This window comes from Mucilaginibacter sediminis (genome assembly GCF_051903035.1).
Classification (GTDB): Bacteria; Bacteroidota; Bacteroidia; order Sphingobacteriales; family Sphingobacteriaceae; genus Mucilaginibacter.
The window spans coordinates 5473330-5487550 of record NZ_CP170602.1 but is presented as its reverse complement, the minus strand read 5'-3'; the positions used below and the strand labels follow the sequence as shown (position 1 = coordinate 5487550).

11 protein-coding genes are annotated in these 14221 nt (G+C 44.6%); all 11 read left to right on the top strand.

The annotated features are described in order from the left end of the window. Positions 1-135 precede the first annotated feature (135 nt). The 11 genes from ACFGVS_RS22735 to accC all read left to right on the top strand — a co-directional run bounded on the left by ACFGVS_RS22735 (position 136) and on the right by accC (position 14180). Positions 136-3162 carry a SusC/RagA family TonB-linked outer membrane protein gene (locus ACFGVS_RS22735; RefSeq protein WP_439695696.1) on the top strand — a complete coding sequence of 1009 codons (3027 nt, stop codon included), beginning with the start codon at positions 136-138 and terminating at the stop codon, positions 3160-3162. A gap of 11 nt (positions 3163-3173) precedes the next feature. After that, on the top strand, positions 3174-4658 hold the full coding sequence (locus ACFGVS_RS22730) for a RagB/SusD family nutrient uptake outer membrane protein (protein ID WP_439695695.1): 1485 nt from the start codon (positions 3174-3176) through the stop codon (positions 4656-4658). An 18-nt stretch (positions 4659-4676) separates the two neighbouring features. Then, positions 4677-5552 (top strand): LamG-like jellyroll fold domain-containing protein, encoded by an 876-nt coding sequence (locus tag ACFGVS_RS22725; RefSeq protein ID WP_274211093.1) that lies wholly within the window; start codon positions 4677-4679, stop codon positions 5550-5552. Between the two features lie 70 nt (positions 5553-5622). Continuing rightward, positions 5623-7296, top strand: a complete 1674-nt coding sequence (locus ACFGVS_RS22720; RefSeq protein WP_439695694.1) for a glucoamylase family protein — start codon at positions 5623-5625, stop codon at positions 7294-7296. Between the two features lie 21 nt (positions 7297-7317). Beyond that, a complete protein-coding gene (locus ACFGVS_RS22715) occupies positions 7318-8676 on the top strand; it encodes a glucoamylase family protein (protein WP_274211095.1) in 1359 nt (452 codons plus the stop codon). Between the two features lie 581 nt (positions 8677-9257). Next, positions 9258-9782 (top strand): YceD family protein, encoded by a 525-nt coding sequence (locus ACFGVS_RS22710; RefSeq protein WP_274211096.1) that lies wholly within the window; start codon positions 9258-9260, stop codon positions 9780-9782. Between the two features lie 15 nt (positions 9783-9797). Then, positions 9798-9989 (top strand): 50S ribosomal protein L32, encoded by a 192-nt coding sequence (gene rpmF, locus ACFGVS_RS22705; RefSeq protein WP_090652090.1) that lies wholly within the window; start codon positions 9798-9800, stop codon positions 9987-9989. A 15-nt stretch (positions 9990-10004) separates the two neighbouring features. Next, positions 10005-10943, top strand: a complete 939-nt coding sequence (gene plsX / locus ACFGVS_RS22700; protein ID WP_274211097.1) for a phosphate acyltransferase PlsX — start codon at positions 10005-10007, stop codon at positions 10941-10943. Positions 10944-10953: 10 nt separating this feature from the next. Next, complete coding sequence (locus ACFGVS_RS22695; RefSeq protein WP_439695693.1) at positions 10954-11943, top strand: beta-ketoacyl-ACP synthase III; 990 nt, start codon at positions 10954-10956, stop codon at positions 11941-11943. Positions 11944-12230: 287 nt separating this feature from the next. Next, positions 12231-12704: an acetyl-CoA carboxylase biotin carboxyl carrier protein gene (accB, locus tag ACFGVS_RS22690; RefSeq protein WP_439695692.1), complete on the top strand. Its 474-nt coding sequence runs from the start codon at positions 12231-12233 to the stop codon at positions 12702-12704. A gap of 141 nt (positions 12705-12845) precedes the next feature. Further along, the gene (gene accC / locus ACFGVS_RS22685; RefSeq protein WP_274211099.1) at positions 12846-14180 is read left to right on the top strand and encodes an acetyl-CoA carboxylase biotin carboxylase subunit; all 1335 of its coding nucleotides are present in this window, start codon (positions 12846-12848) and stop codon (positions 14178-14180) included. Positions 14181-14221 lie beyond the last annotated feature (41 nt).

Here is a 14221-nt window from a genome sequence, read left to right as displayed (position 1 = left end):
CACAAACTTTGTGAAAGTATGTTAAGGTTGATGTATTAATGTTGAGTTAATTTTTTTGACTAACTGGCATTATCTATACAGCTTTGTAAACTAATAAACCAATTATTTCTAATCCGTTTTTATTTATTAACCACTATGAAAAGAATTTTTACTATTTCAGGGTTGATGCTATTGTTTCTTTTGTCCATAGACGCCGCGTTTGCACAAAACGTTACAGTTAAAGGAAAAGTTACTGATGCCACCACCGGCGAAAGCCTGATAGGTGTATCGGTGCAAGTAAAGGGAACCAATACAGGCACCCAAACAGACGTTAATGGTACATTTACTATTAACGCTACCGGTACAGCAACTTTAACATTTGCTTATATAGGTTACGCCCCCCAGGCTGTATTGGTAGGCAGCCAAACCACTATCAACATAGCATTAAAGGCTCAGGCTAATGAGTTGGCCCAGGTAGTTGTAGTGGGCTATGGTACTCAGCGCAAGCTTGATGTTACGGGGTCGGTAGCAACCGTTAAAGGTGCAGAGATATCTAAACAGGCATCAACCAACGCGCTTAGCGGCTTACAAGGTAAAGTAGCAGGCGTACAGGTTACCAACGGAGGTTCGCCGGGAGCTTCGCCATCTATCACCATTCGTGGTTTGGGTACAGTGTATGGAAATGTTAGCCCGCTATATGTTGTTGATGGCGTTTGGTACAGCGATATCAGCTTTTTAAATCCGCAGGATATAGAAAGCGTAAGTATCCTTAAAGATGCATCAAGTACAGCCATTTACGGTATCCGTGCTGCAAACGGCGTTATTTTAATTGGCACTAAAAGAGGTGTAAAAGGCAAGCCGGTTATTAACTATAATGGTTATGCTGGCTGGCAATCTGTTACCAACCAGGTAAAAATGGCCAATGCTACCGAGTATGCTACCGCAATCAATGAACTTTATACTTCTAATAACCAATCGCCATTAATATTCAGCAACCCTTCAAGCTACGGAAAAGGGACAGATTGGTACGGACTGGTATTGCGCGATGCCTTTGTAACAAGCCACCAGGTTTCATTAAGCGGCGGTACAGATAAATATACCTACAACTATTCGTTCGGTTATCTGGATCAGGATGGTATTGCAAAAACTAACAACTACCAGCGCTTTAACGTAAAACTCTCAAACGATTTTAAGCCTACTAAAGCTTTAAAATTTGGTTATACAGCAAACGGCCTGTTAGGCAAATCAAAAGACGTTAACGGCAGCATTTTCCACCAGTTATTTGGCGCAGCGCCAACTTTGCCGGTGCGATACGCTGATGGTAACTACGGCGATCCTAATGATTACCACACTGGCGATGGCAACAATTATAACCCTCAAGCCACCCTTGACTTTACCAATCAAAGGTCAAAAAACCTGCGCTTCACATACAATGGCTACGGTGAGGTTAATTTTCTGAAAAACTTTAAATTCAGAACAAGCTTTGGTGGAGATATTGGTCAGGCCGAATCAAGGGGATATACCCCAATTTACCAGGCTACTCTTGCGCAAAAAAGCCTGGTATCAAACCTCGACGTAAACCATACTGAAACCCGCAACTGGATTTGGGAAAATACGTTAACCTACGATGTTAAAATAAAAGATCATAAAATTACAGCTCTGTTGGGTTACAGCGCGCAAAACAACCGCGATAAACAGCTGGATGCCCACGCGCAGGGCGTACCTTATGCCAGCAGCGGTAACCAACACAACTCGTTCCCCGATACTGCAAAGGTTACTTACTATGCAACTCCGGGGTCACAGGTGCACACAAGGGCCTTATCGCAATTTGCAAGAGCTAATTACTCGTTTAAAGACAAATACCTGTTAAATGCTTCAATCCGTAGGGATGGTGCTTCGCAGTTTTATGGCGACCATACTTTTGGCTACTTCCCATCGGTAGGCGCAGGATGGGTAATTACCAACGAAGGCTTTATGAAAGACCAGAAGTTGTTTAGCAATCTGAAACTTCGCGGAAGCTGGGGTAAAGTTGGTAACTCAGTTGTACCCATTAACCCATCTATCCAGGTTGTATCTTCAGATCCCTACCTTACCGCCATTTTCGGTAATCCGCAAACAGCATATCCGGGGGCAAGCATTAACAGCCTTGTACCACCAACCATTGTTTGGGAAAAAGCCGTTGCTACCGACTTTGGTTTAGAAGGTGGTTTTTTAGATAATAGATTAACATTTGAAGCCGATTATTATAATCGCGAAACCCAGGACGCCATATTTGCTATACCGATTGCAGGTTCATTGGGTACCAATAACAGCAGTTTGATTGGTAACCAGGCCAGTATCCGCAACCGTGGTACGGAATTTTTAATAAGCTGGAAAGATCAGGCTACAAAAGATTTCTCGTATAGCATCAGCGCAAACCTTGGTATCAATAACAACAAAGTACTAAGTGTACTAAGCGGTGCCAACCCAATTTATGATGGTGGCGCAGGCATTGCCAATGGCGCTTTGGCAACCCGTACCGTGGTAGGCGAGCCTATTGGCGAGTTTTACGGGTACAAAGTGACCGGAATTTTCCAGACACCTGCCGAAGTAGCTGCATCAAAACAAACCAGTGCCCAACCAGGCGACTTTATTTACCAGGATACCAATAAAGACGGTATACTTGACAGCCGCGACCGCGTAGTGTTAGGAAGCCCGCTGCCTAAATACAACTACGGCATTAACACCTCATTTACCTACAAAAGTTTCGACCTGGCTTTAGATTTCCAGGGCGTAGCCGATGTCAGTGTTTACAATGCCAATATTGCTTACCGATTTGGTAACGAAAACTTTACCAAAGACTTTTATGACCATCGCTGGCATGGGGCAGGTACCTCAAATACCTATCCATCGGTAAACGTGGGCTCAACCGCCAATGCCGCGCCAAACTCTTTTTATGTTGAAAGCGGCGCCTATTTTAGGATGCGTAACGCGCAGTTGGGCTATACCCTGCCATCTATATTGTCAAAAAAATGGGGGCTCTCCAAAATACGGTTGTATGCCAATGCGCAAAACGCGCTCAACTTTTTCGGCTATAAAGGATTTACGCCCGAGGTTGGCGGCAGCGTAGGCAGTATGGGTATCGACGCCAGCGTATATCCTTTATATGCAACTTATAATTTTGGTGTTAACGTTACTTTTTAATCAATATAAAGATGAAGAACAGTAAAAAAACTTTATTGCAAAAAGCCTTTATATTAGGTTTTATTGCACTTGCTATAGCATTCCAAGGCTGTAAAAAAAGCTTTCTGAATGTCGATCCTGCCCAAAATACCGCGGCAACACAATTTTTTAAAACACAGGATGACGCCACAAAGGCGGTAAGTGCCATGTATGCCAACATGCATGAGTATAATAACATCGCGTTCCCGCCAATCGCTATCGAAAGCATGGGATCTGACGATGCGGAAAAAGGCAGCAGCGCTACCGATGCTACCTTCATGAACAGCTACCATAACTTTACCGTTACCGCTGGTGAAGGTCAGCTGCAAGGGTTTTGGAAAGGACAATATGCTACCATTAATCTTGCAAACCAGGTAATAACCAACGTGCCTGGTATTACTATGGACGATGCATTGAAAACCAGGTACCTGGCCGAAGCAAAATTCATCAGGGCGTATTGTTATTTCAGGCTGGTAAGGGCTTATGGCGATGTTCCATTGCGGTTAACCCTACCCAAAAATGCTACCGAGTATAACCTGCCACGTACACCAAAAGCACAGGTTTGGGCAGCAATTGAAACTGATTTAACGGATGCGGCTACGGCTTTACCGCAAACTTATGGTTCGGCAGATATTGGCCGCATTACCAAAGGTGCAGCATTATCTTTACATGCTAAAGTAGCCTTGTACCTTAAAAAATGGACCGATGTGGTGACCTATACCACACAGGTAATGGGTATGGGCTATTCCTTATACCCTGATTATGAGCAAATGTTCAGGACTACACACAAAAACAACCAGGAGTCTATCTTCGAGATCCAGTGTAACCTTATCCCAAATAACCCCGATGCATCAAACTCGCAATATTCGCAGGTGCAGGGTGTACGCGGTTCAACCGGTGGCGGCTGGGGATTTAACGTACCAACTGCCGACCTGGCAGCAGCTTATGAAACAGGCGACCCACGACGCGATGCAACCATCATTTTCAGGGGCGAAACAACGCCCGAAGGTGATGTGATACCTGCCGATGGCGATAACCCACGGTACAACCAAAAATCATATGTGCCTTTTAGCCTTTATGTATCTGGTTTTAACGAGGGTTGCCAGCAAAATAAAATTGTAATACGCTATGCTGATGTATTGCTGATGAATGCCGAAGCTAATAATGAACTTGGGAATTCGGCTGCCGCGTTAGGCCCGCTTGAACAGGTACGTGCCAGGGCAAGGGGTAATAATGCCGCTATACTGCCTAAAGTTACTACTACAGATCAGGGTGCTTTGCGCATCGCGATTTACAACGAACGCAGGGTTGAATTTGCTATGGAGTTTGACCGTTATTTTGATGTTATACGCCAGGGGCGTGGTACGGCCGTATTTGGATCGCGCGGCTGGAAAGCAGGCAAAAACGAGGTGTGGCCAATACCGCAAAACGAGATCGACATAAGTGGTGGAGCTTTAACACAAAATCCAGGTTATTAATTTATCAATTCAGCAACGATGAAAACATTTAAAAATACACTTAAAGCTGCGCTGTTAATGGGTGTAGCTGTAAGCTTAACCATAACAGCCTGCCATAAAGGCTTTGATCCAAAATCATACGCGCCATCTAAACCGCTACCTTCATACGGTGGTTACAGCAGCAGTAAGGACATTGAACCGGCCAGCCTGGTTGCCTATTTTCCGTTCACCAATGGCCTGGCCGATAGTGTTTCCGGAACAACCGGGGTAGCAACAGGAACCAGTTTTGCCACCGGATTAAACGGCAAAGGCCTACAGGGCGCCGATAAATCATACGTGCTTTATGATACCCCTGCCGGCATTAAAGCGCTAACCAGTTTTACTACCAGTATTTGGGTAAAAATGCCTCAAAATACTTCGGCAGTGGGTTTAATGGATATCCAGAACAACCAAACAGGCGGTGCGGGTTTCTGGGGTAGCCTGGCCATATTTTTTGATAACGGTGGTTCCGCATCATCGGGGGTGCTTAAAGTGCATGCGTTTAACAAGGCCGGCATGTCAACCGGGGTAGATGGCTGGGAAGGTGGCTATGCCGTTGCCAACCCATGGAACACATGGATAAACGTTACGGTTACTTTTGATGAAACAGTATCAACCATTTACGTATACTACAACGGAACACAGGTAGGTAAAAACGCGGCGGCTGGTTTTGCGCCTATGGATTGGAGCAAAGCCGGTAAAATGGTATTTGGTACATTACAGTTTCAAACCACTCCTTCCCTTACGGCCAATACCGGCGCGCAGGATTGGGCCGGCTATGTTACAGGAACCATGGATAACATCAGGTTTTACAGTAAAGCCTTGACAGCCACGCAAGTACTGGCTTTGTATAACCTTGAAAAAGCTAAAAGATAATAATTGGGTTTGATTGATTTGGGGGTTGCCTTGCCGTTTAAGGCGGGCAACCTTTTTAAAAAAGGCGGGAATGAGGAATATCAAAGATTATTGTTTGGCGCTGGGATTTGTAGTATTGCTTTTTTCCTGTGGTAAAAGTTCAAATAATAAGTCCACACCAGTTACGCCAACTCCTTCGTCGTTTACTTTTAGTGCGCTTAAGGTGAATGGTAAAACAAGCGGTTTTAGCTATAGCAATATAAATAGCAAACCGGCTATCGCTATTACGTTTTCAACCCCGCTTAACCGTAACTCCATAGCAACAAGCGTCAGCCTGAACAGCAAATCCGGAACCGTGGCAGCTTTTAGCACCACATATCAAAATGGCGATAGTACTGTAGTGATTACCCCAACGGGCTTATCGCCCATTACCCAATATACGCTTAACGTTACTACCGGTTTAAAATCTGCCAAGAATGGCAGTTTGCAATCGCCCTTATCCGTACAACTGATCACAGCTATTGACAGTACCCCAAAGTTCAGCACCATATCTGACGATCAGCTGCTTGACCTGGTTGAGCGGCAAACCCTGAAATATTTTTATGATTTTGGCCATCCAACCAGCGGGCTGGCACGCGAGCGTAATACATCTGGCGACGTGGTGACCACCGGCGGCTCGGGTTTTGGCATTATGGCAATCATAGCAGGCGTTAGCCGCGGTTTCATAAGCCATGCCGATGGATTGACCCGGATGCAAAAAATGGTGAGCTTTTTAAATACCAAAGCGCAAAAGTTTCACGGTGCTTTCCCCCATTGGATGAATGGCGCTACCGGCGCTGTTGTACCCTTCAGTGCACAGGATGACGGGGCCGATCTGGTAGAGACATCGTACCTGATGCAGGGCCTCATTACTGCCCGCCAATATTTTAATGCATCCAACACCAACGAAACCCAATTACGCGCAGATATCAATACCTTATGGAATGGTGTAGAATGGGACTGGTTCAGGCAGGGCGATCAAAACGTGTTGTACTGGCACTGGAGCCCCGATTTGGGCTGGGCCATCAACATGAAAATTACCGGCTGGGACGAGGCCTTGATAGTTTATGTTTTAGGCGCTTCATCCACAACGCATAGTATCCCCAAAACTGTTTATGACCAGGGCTGGGCAAAAAACGGTGCCATTAAAAATGGCAATACTTTTTACGGCGTTATCCTGCCACTTGGCCCTGACAGGGGCGGTCCGTTATTTTTTGCGCAATACTCTTTCATGGGCATCAACCCCAAAGGCCTAAGCGATGCCTATGCCAATTACCAAACGCAAAATGAGGCACATGCCACCATCAATTATAAATATTGTGTGGCCAATCCGTTGGGCAACAACGGCTACAGCGCAGATTGCTGGGGACTAACCGCAAGCGATATTGAAAACGGCTATACAGCAAGTTCGCCTACAAATGATGTTGGTGTTATCGCGCCTACCGCAGCCATTGCATCGCTGCCTTATACGCCAACCCAATCTATGGCGGCGCTAAGGTTTTTTTACTATACCCTGGGCGATAAATTATGGGGCCAGTATGGTTTTTATGATGCGTTTAATTTAACTAACCCATGGTTTGCCAGCTCGTACCTGGCCATTGACCAGGGGCCTATTGTGGTAATGACCGAAAATTACCGCACCGGCCTGCTGTGGAATTTGTTTATGAGTGCGCCCGAAGTAAAAGCGGGCATGAAAAACTTAGGGTTCAGCAGCCCTAACCTTTAACCCTGATTAATACCATTTTACATGAATAAATTTATATTAACCCCTTTATTGTTACTGCTTACCCTATGCTCTTTGGCTCAAAAACAGGCAAAAAAAACCGGCGAAGATGGCATTAAACCTATAGGCATTATCAAAAACCTAAGCGATAGCGCATTGCTTGATGTGGTGCAACGCCAAACATTCCGTTACTTTTGGGATTTTGGCCACCCTGTAAGCGGCCTCGCCCGCGAGCGCAGCAACAAATCATTTGATTACGGCGACGAAGTGGTAACCACTGGCGGCTCGGGTTTTGGGGTAATGGCCCTTATTGTGGCCGATAGCCGCAAATGGATAAGCCATGAACAGGCTGTTGACCGGATGGTGAAGATTGTAAACTTCCTGTTTAAGGCCAACTCCTTCCACGGCGCGTTTCCGCATTGGATGAACGGCGAAACAGGCAAGGTGATACCTTTTGGGCGTAAAGATGACGGCGGCGACATTGTGGAATCGGCTTACCTTTTCCAGGGGCTGATTTGCGCTAAACAATACTTTACTGCCAATACCCCGAAAGAGCAGCGCATCCGCGATGTGATTAGCTGGATGTGGGGCGAAATGGAGTGGGACTGGTATACCCGGGATGGCCGTGACGCCCTTTACTGGCACTGGAGCCCCAATAACGGCTGGGCCATGAACTTTGCCATCCATGGCTTTAATGAGTGCCTTATAACGTACGTATTGGCGGCATCGGCACAACGCTACCCTGTAGGTGCAAACGTATACACCCAGGGCTGGGCGCAAAGCGATTTTTTTAAAAACGGAAAAACTTTTTATGGTTATAAACTGCCTTTGGGTTTTGATTACGGCGGCCCGCTTTTCTTTTCGCAATACTCCTTTATGGGTTTAAATCCTAAAGGTCTAAAAGATCAGTATGCCGATTATTGGGAGCAAAATAAAAACCATACGCTAATAAATTATGCCTACTGCGTAGATAACCCAAAAAAATTCAAAGGCTATGGCCCCGACTGCTGGGGACTTACCGCCAGCGATAATTTTGAAGGCTATAACGCCCACTCGCCAACAAACGATTTGGGGGTGATAACGCCAACCGCGGCACTATCCGCATTTCCGTACACACCGGAACAATCCATGAAGGCCCTGCGCCATTTTTATTATGACCTGGGCGATAAGATCTGGGGCGAATATGGCTTTACCGACGCCTTCAGCGAACAGCATAACTGGTACGGCAAATCATACCTGGCCATTGACCAGGGCCCTATTGTGGTGATGATTGAAAACTATCGTACCGGCCTGCTCTGGAAACTATTCATGAGCAATCCCGATGTGCAACACGGCTTAACAAAGCTTGGTTTTGAAAGCCCGGCAATAACAAAACACGATTAAAGGATTTTGCAGGATTAACAGGATTTTTAACGTGGTATACTCATAAATTACCTATAACCTGTTACATTTTCAAGTGGGCCGGCCTATCAATCTGAGCCTGCCGAAGACTCGCGTGGAGAAGCCTTTGCCCGCAATGCTTCGACGAGCTACCTATGACATGTTGTAGAATCCCAGACTTACGAAGTTTTGAAAACTTCGTAAGTCTTTCGCCGGTACCTCATTCTCCCTTCAGAATATCGCGAGATTTTACCACTCAGCATAACGGCCATCTTTATAACGTCATTCCCCTTTTTATTTGTACCCATGAAAAGGCTGGAAAATTCCGGACTTCCGAAGTTTTTAAATGGCGAAGCCCTCAAAGAGGCCAAAACAATAACGGGGTCGCAATCAAAAGCTTTCGGCGGACCAATTTGACCGGCCATTTTTACAGCTTCATTGCCATTCATCAATCCATGTTAATACCCGGCGTTCGGTATTATATTACCGGCCCTTTACCTTTCATCATTAGCCTTTAGCCTTTTTTCAAAAACACTTTCCAGTTATGGTATTTTTCCATACATTTGCGGGCTAATTGTTGCTCATTGAAATCGCTTAGAACATATTCGATTCCTTTTACGGGATTAAAACTGGGGAAACACCGGTTTGATTTTACTGTTGATGATGCTTTTTTTGACGAATTTGAATATTCGCTGGTTAAAAAGGCTAACTTGCAGTGCGTTGTTGAGCTGGATAAACAGGAGACAATGATTATCCTGAACTTTGACATTAAAGGCACCGTTGATGCAAGCTGCGATAGATGTTTGGCCCAATATCCGCAAACGCTGGATATAACCGAACAGCAAATTGCCAAGTTTAGCGAGGAGCCGATTGATGAAGATGACGAAATTATTACCCTGAGCAAAAATGATCATGAGATTAATATTGCCGGGCTGATATATGAATATATTAACGTTGCCATGCCATTTATATCGGTATGTAACGACGAGGGTAACACCTCATATTGCGATAAAGAAATGCTTGACAGGCTAAACAGCCTGGCAGGAAACGAAGAACAAACTGAGGATACAGACCCACGGTGGGATGTACTCAAAAAAATAAATAAATAATAAAATAGCAGGATCATGCCACATCCAAAACGTAAAATATCCAAATCAAGAAGAGATAAGCGCAGAACTCATTACAAAGCTGAAGCTCCAACTTTAACCACGTGCCAAACTACCGGTGCCATACACTTGCCGCACAGGGCTTATACTGTTGATGGTAACGTTTACTATAACGGTAAAGTACTTATTGAGAAAGCAGCAGTAGCCTAAGTTTATTTTCTGAAAATGAAGATTGGCTTAGATATTATGGGCGGTGATTATGCTCCCAAAGCAACTGTTTTAGGAGCAATCGAAGCTTATAAGGCTTTATCTGCCGACCAAAAACTGGTACTTATAGGAGATAAAGACACCGCGGTTACTATTCTTCAGGAAAATAATGTTAGCCCCGATCATTTCGAGTTTGTGCACACAACCGAGGTGATTGGCATGGGCGAACATCCTACCAAAGCAATTGTACAAAAACCAAATTCGAGTATTTCGGTTGGCTTTCAGTTGCTTAAGGAAGATAAAATTCAGGCATTTTCATCGGCAGGAAACACCGGCGCCATGCTGGTAGGTTCTATGTTTAGTGTAAAAACTATTCCGGGCGTTGTGCGCCCCGCCATGACTACCATTGTACCCAAACTTAAAGGAGGTTTGGGTATTTTGTTGGATGTAGGCGCCAATGCCGATTGCAAACCCGAGGTATTGCTTCAATTTGGGGTACTGGGCAGCTTATTTGCCCAATCGGTATATGCTATCGAAAATCCAAGGGTAGCCCTCATGAACATAGGCGAAGAGGAAGAGAAAGGCAATATACTTTGCCAGGCTACCTATCCTTTAATGAAGGAAACCAAGCTGTTTAATTTTGTTGGTAATGTTGAAGGCCGCGACCTGTTTAGCGAAGGGGCCGATGTTTTTGTATGCGATGGTTTTACAGGTAATGTAATATTAAAGCTTGCCGAGACGTTTTATGTTATTACCCGTAAAAAGCAGTTTAAAGATGAGTTTTTTGATAGGTTTAACTATGAGCAATATGGCGGCAGCCCCATTTTGGGTGTAAATGCCCCGGTTGTTGTTGGCCATGGCATTTCAAGCCCCGAGGCTATAAAAAACATGGTGCTGTTATCAAAAAACATGGTTGAGAGCGGCCTGGTTGATAAAATTAAACAAGCTTTTCAGTAAAAATATAAAGATGAGTAAAATTCATGCCGCTATTACTGCTGTACATGGTTACGTACCCGACTATGTATTAACCAACCAGGAACTGGAAACATTGGTTGATACAAATGACGAGTGGATTGTAAGCCGTACCGGCATTAAAGAGCGCCGTATATTAAAAGGCGAAGGTTTGGGTACATCTGATATGGCCGTTCCGGCGGTACAGGCACTCCTAAAAAAACGCGGCATAGGTGCCGAGGAACTCGACCTGATCATTTTTTGTACTACTACACCTGACTATGTTTTCCCGGCTACGGCAAATATTTTAGCTAATAAAATAGGTGCAAAAAATGCCTGGGGATATGATCTTTCTGCCGCTTGCTCGGGCTTTATTTTTGGCCTGGCTACCGGCTCACAGTTTATCGAAAGTGGTAAACACAAAAAGGTATTAGTGGTTGGCGGCGATAAAATGTCGTCAATAACCAATTACCAGGATCGTGCTACCTGTATTATTTTTGGCGATGGCTGCGGCGCCGTATTGCTTGAGCCAAACGATGAAGGTAACGGTATCATGGATTCGATATTAAGAAGTGATGGCTCGGGAGTTACCTACCTACACCAAAAGGCAGGCGGATCTGTAAAGCCCGCATCGCATGAAACAGTTGACGCCCGCGAGCATTTTGCATACCAGGAAGGGCAGGCTGTTTTTAAATTTGCTGTTACCAACATGGCCGATGTAGCCCACGAGGTAATGGAACGCAATGGCCTTACCGGCGAGGACGTTGCCTGGCTTGTACCACACCAGGCCAACAAGCGTATTATCGACGCTACCGCAAGACGCACAGGCTTAAGCGATGATAAAGTGATTATTAACATTGAACGTTACGGCAATACAACAAACGGCACCATCCCACTATGCTTATGGGAATGGGAAAGTAAATTTAAAAAAGGTGATACCCTGATATTGGCAGCCTTCGGCGGCGGCTTTACATGGGGTAGCATTTATTTAAGATGGGCGTATTAGATTTGCAGATGAAAGAAATGTGCAGATATGCAGATTTCAGATGTGCAGATGAAAAAACGAATTGCCGGTTTTAACGGTGTAGGCGACGAAATAGCAAGTCGAAAAAATTAAAACATCTATCTGATAATAAACGTTAATTTTACCATAAGATAAATAATAGTAAATAAGAATCTGCACATCTTGAATTTGCATATCTGCACATCAAAACCGCATATTTGCACATCTGAAATCTGCACATTTGTATAACTTTAGATATAAAATTTGTCCCCAACCAATTAATCCCAACTATGGATATTAAACAAATTCAGGACCTTATTCGCTTTGTGTCGAAATCTGGCGTAAACGAAGTGTCAATTGAGCAAAAGGATTTTAAGATTACGATAAAAACCAACGAAACACAGCCGCAGGTTATTCATGCCAGCATACCGGCGCAAACAGCCCCTGCTGCATTGCCCCCCGCACCGGTTGCAATTGAACCCGTTGCCCCGGCAGCACCGGCTGCAGGCCCGGATACATCGAAGTATCTGACAATCAAATCGCCAATGATTGGTACTTTTTACCGTTCGTCAAGCCCCGATAAGCCATTATTTGTAAACGTTGGCGACGAAATTAAAACAGGTAGCGTGGTTTGTATCATTGAAGCCATGAAGCTTTTCAACGAAATCGAGTCAGAAATATCCGGCCGTATTGTTAAAGTACTTGTTGATAACGCATCACCTGTAGAATACGACCAGCCTTTATTTTTAGTAGAACCTATATAACGATGTGCAGATGTGCGGATTCCAGATGTGCAGATGATTTTTAATTCATTTGCACATTTGTAGTTTACACAACTTAACATCAATCATTAATATTTTTCATCTGCATATTTGCACATTTGTAATTTGCACATCAAAGAAACCATGTTTAAAAAAATATTAATAGCTAACCGGGGCGAGATCGCCCTGCGAATTATCCGTACCTGTAAAGAGATGGGTATTAAAACCATAGCTGTATATTCAACTGCCGACCGCGATAGCCTTCACGTACGTTTTGCTGATGAAGCAGTTTGCATAGGCCCACCACCAAGCCGCGATTCGTATTTAAATATTCCAAACATTATTTCGGCTGCCGAATTAACCAATGCCGATGCGATACATCCTGGCTATGGTTTCCTTTCGGAAAACGCCAAGTTTTCGGCCATCTGCGCCGAATATGGCATCAAATTTATTGGTGCTACGGCCGATCAGATCAATTCCATGGGCGATAAAGCTTCGGCTAAAGAAACCATGAAAAAGGCAGGCGTACCTATTGTGCCGGGCTCCGATGGTTTGTTATCTGATATTAAGTCAGGCATCGCGATAGCTAATAAAATAGGTTACCCTGTAATATTAAAAGCAACTGCCGGTGGCGGTGGCCGCGGTATGCGCATTGTTTGGAAAGACGAAGAATTTGAAAATGCCTGGGATTCGGCCCGTGCCGAATCTGGCGCTGCTTTTGGTAACGATGGCTTATACCTTGAAAAATATGTTCAGGACCCACGCCATATCGAAATACAGGTAGTAGGCGACCAGTATGGCAAAGTTTGCCACCTGTCTGAACGCGATTGCTCTATCCAGCGCCGTCACCAGAAACTGGTTGAGGAATCGCCCTCGCCTTTCATGACCGAGAAACTGCGTAAAAAAATGGGCGAGGCCGCTATAAAAGGAGCCAAAGCCGTTAAATATGAAGGTGCCGGTACCGTAGAGTTTTTGGTTGATAAAGACCGCAACTTTTACTTTATGGAGATGAATACCCGCATACAGGTAGAGCACCCGGTTACCGAAGAGGTAATTAACTTTGATTTGATTAAAGAGCAAATTAAAGTTGCTGCAGGCATCCCAATTTCGGGTAAAAATTACGAGCCAACCATGCATGCCATTGAGTGCCGTATCAACGCCGAAGATCCTTACAATAACTTCCGCCCCTCACCGGGCAAAATCACCAACTTTCACTCGCCGGGTGGTCATGGTGTGCGTATAGATACCCATGTATACACCGGTTATGTTATCCCGCCAAACTACGATTCGATGATTGCCAAAGTAATTTGCTGCGCCCAAACCCGCGACGAAGCTTTGAGTACCATGGAACGTGCCCTAAGCGAGTTTGTGATTGAAGGGGTAAAAACAACCATCCCGTTCCATTTAAAATTGTTAAAAGATCCAAATTTCAGGGCCGGTAATTTTACCACCAAGTTTATGGAAACGTTTGAAATGTAAATTAAATTCAAACTATCTTCATTCAATAAAACGTACTTAGC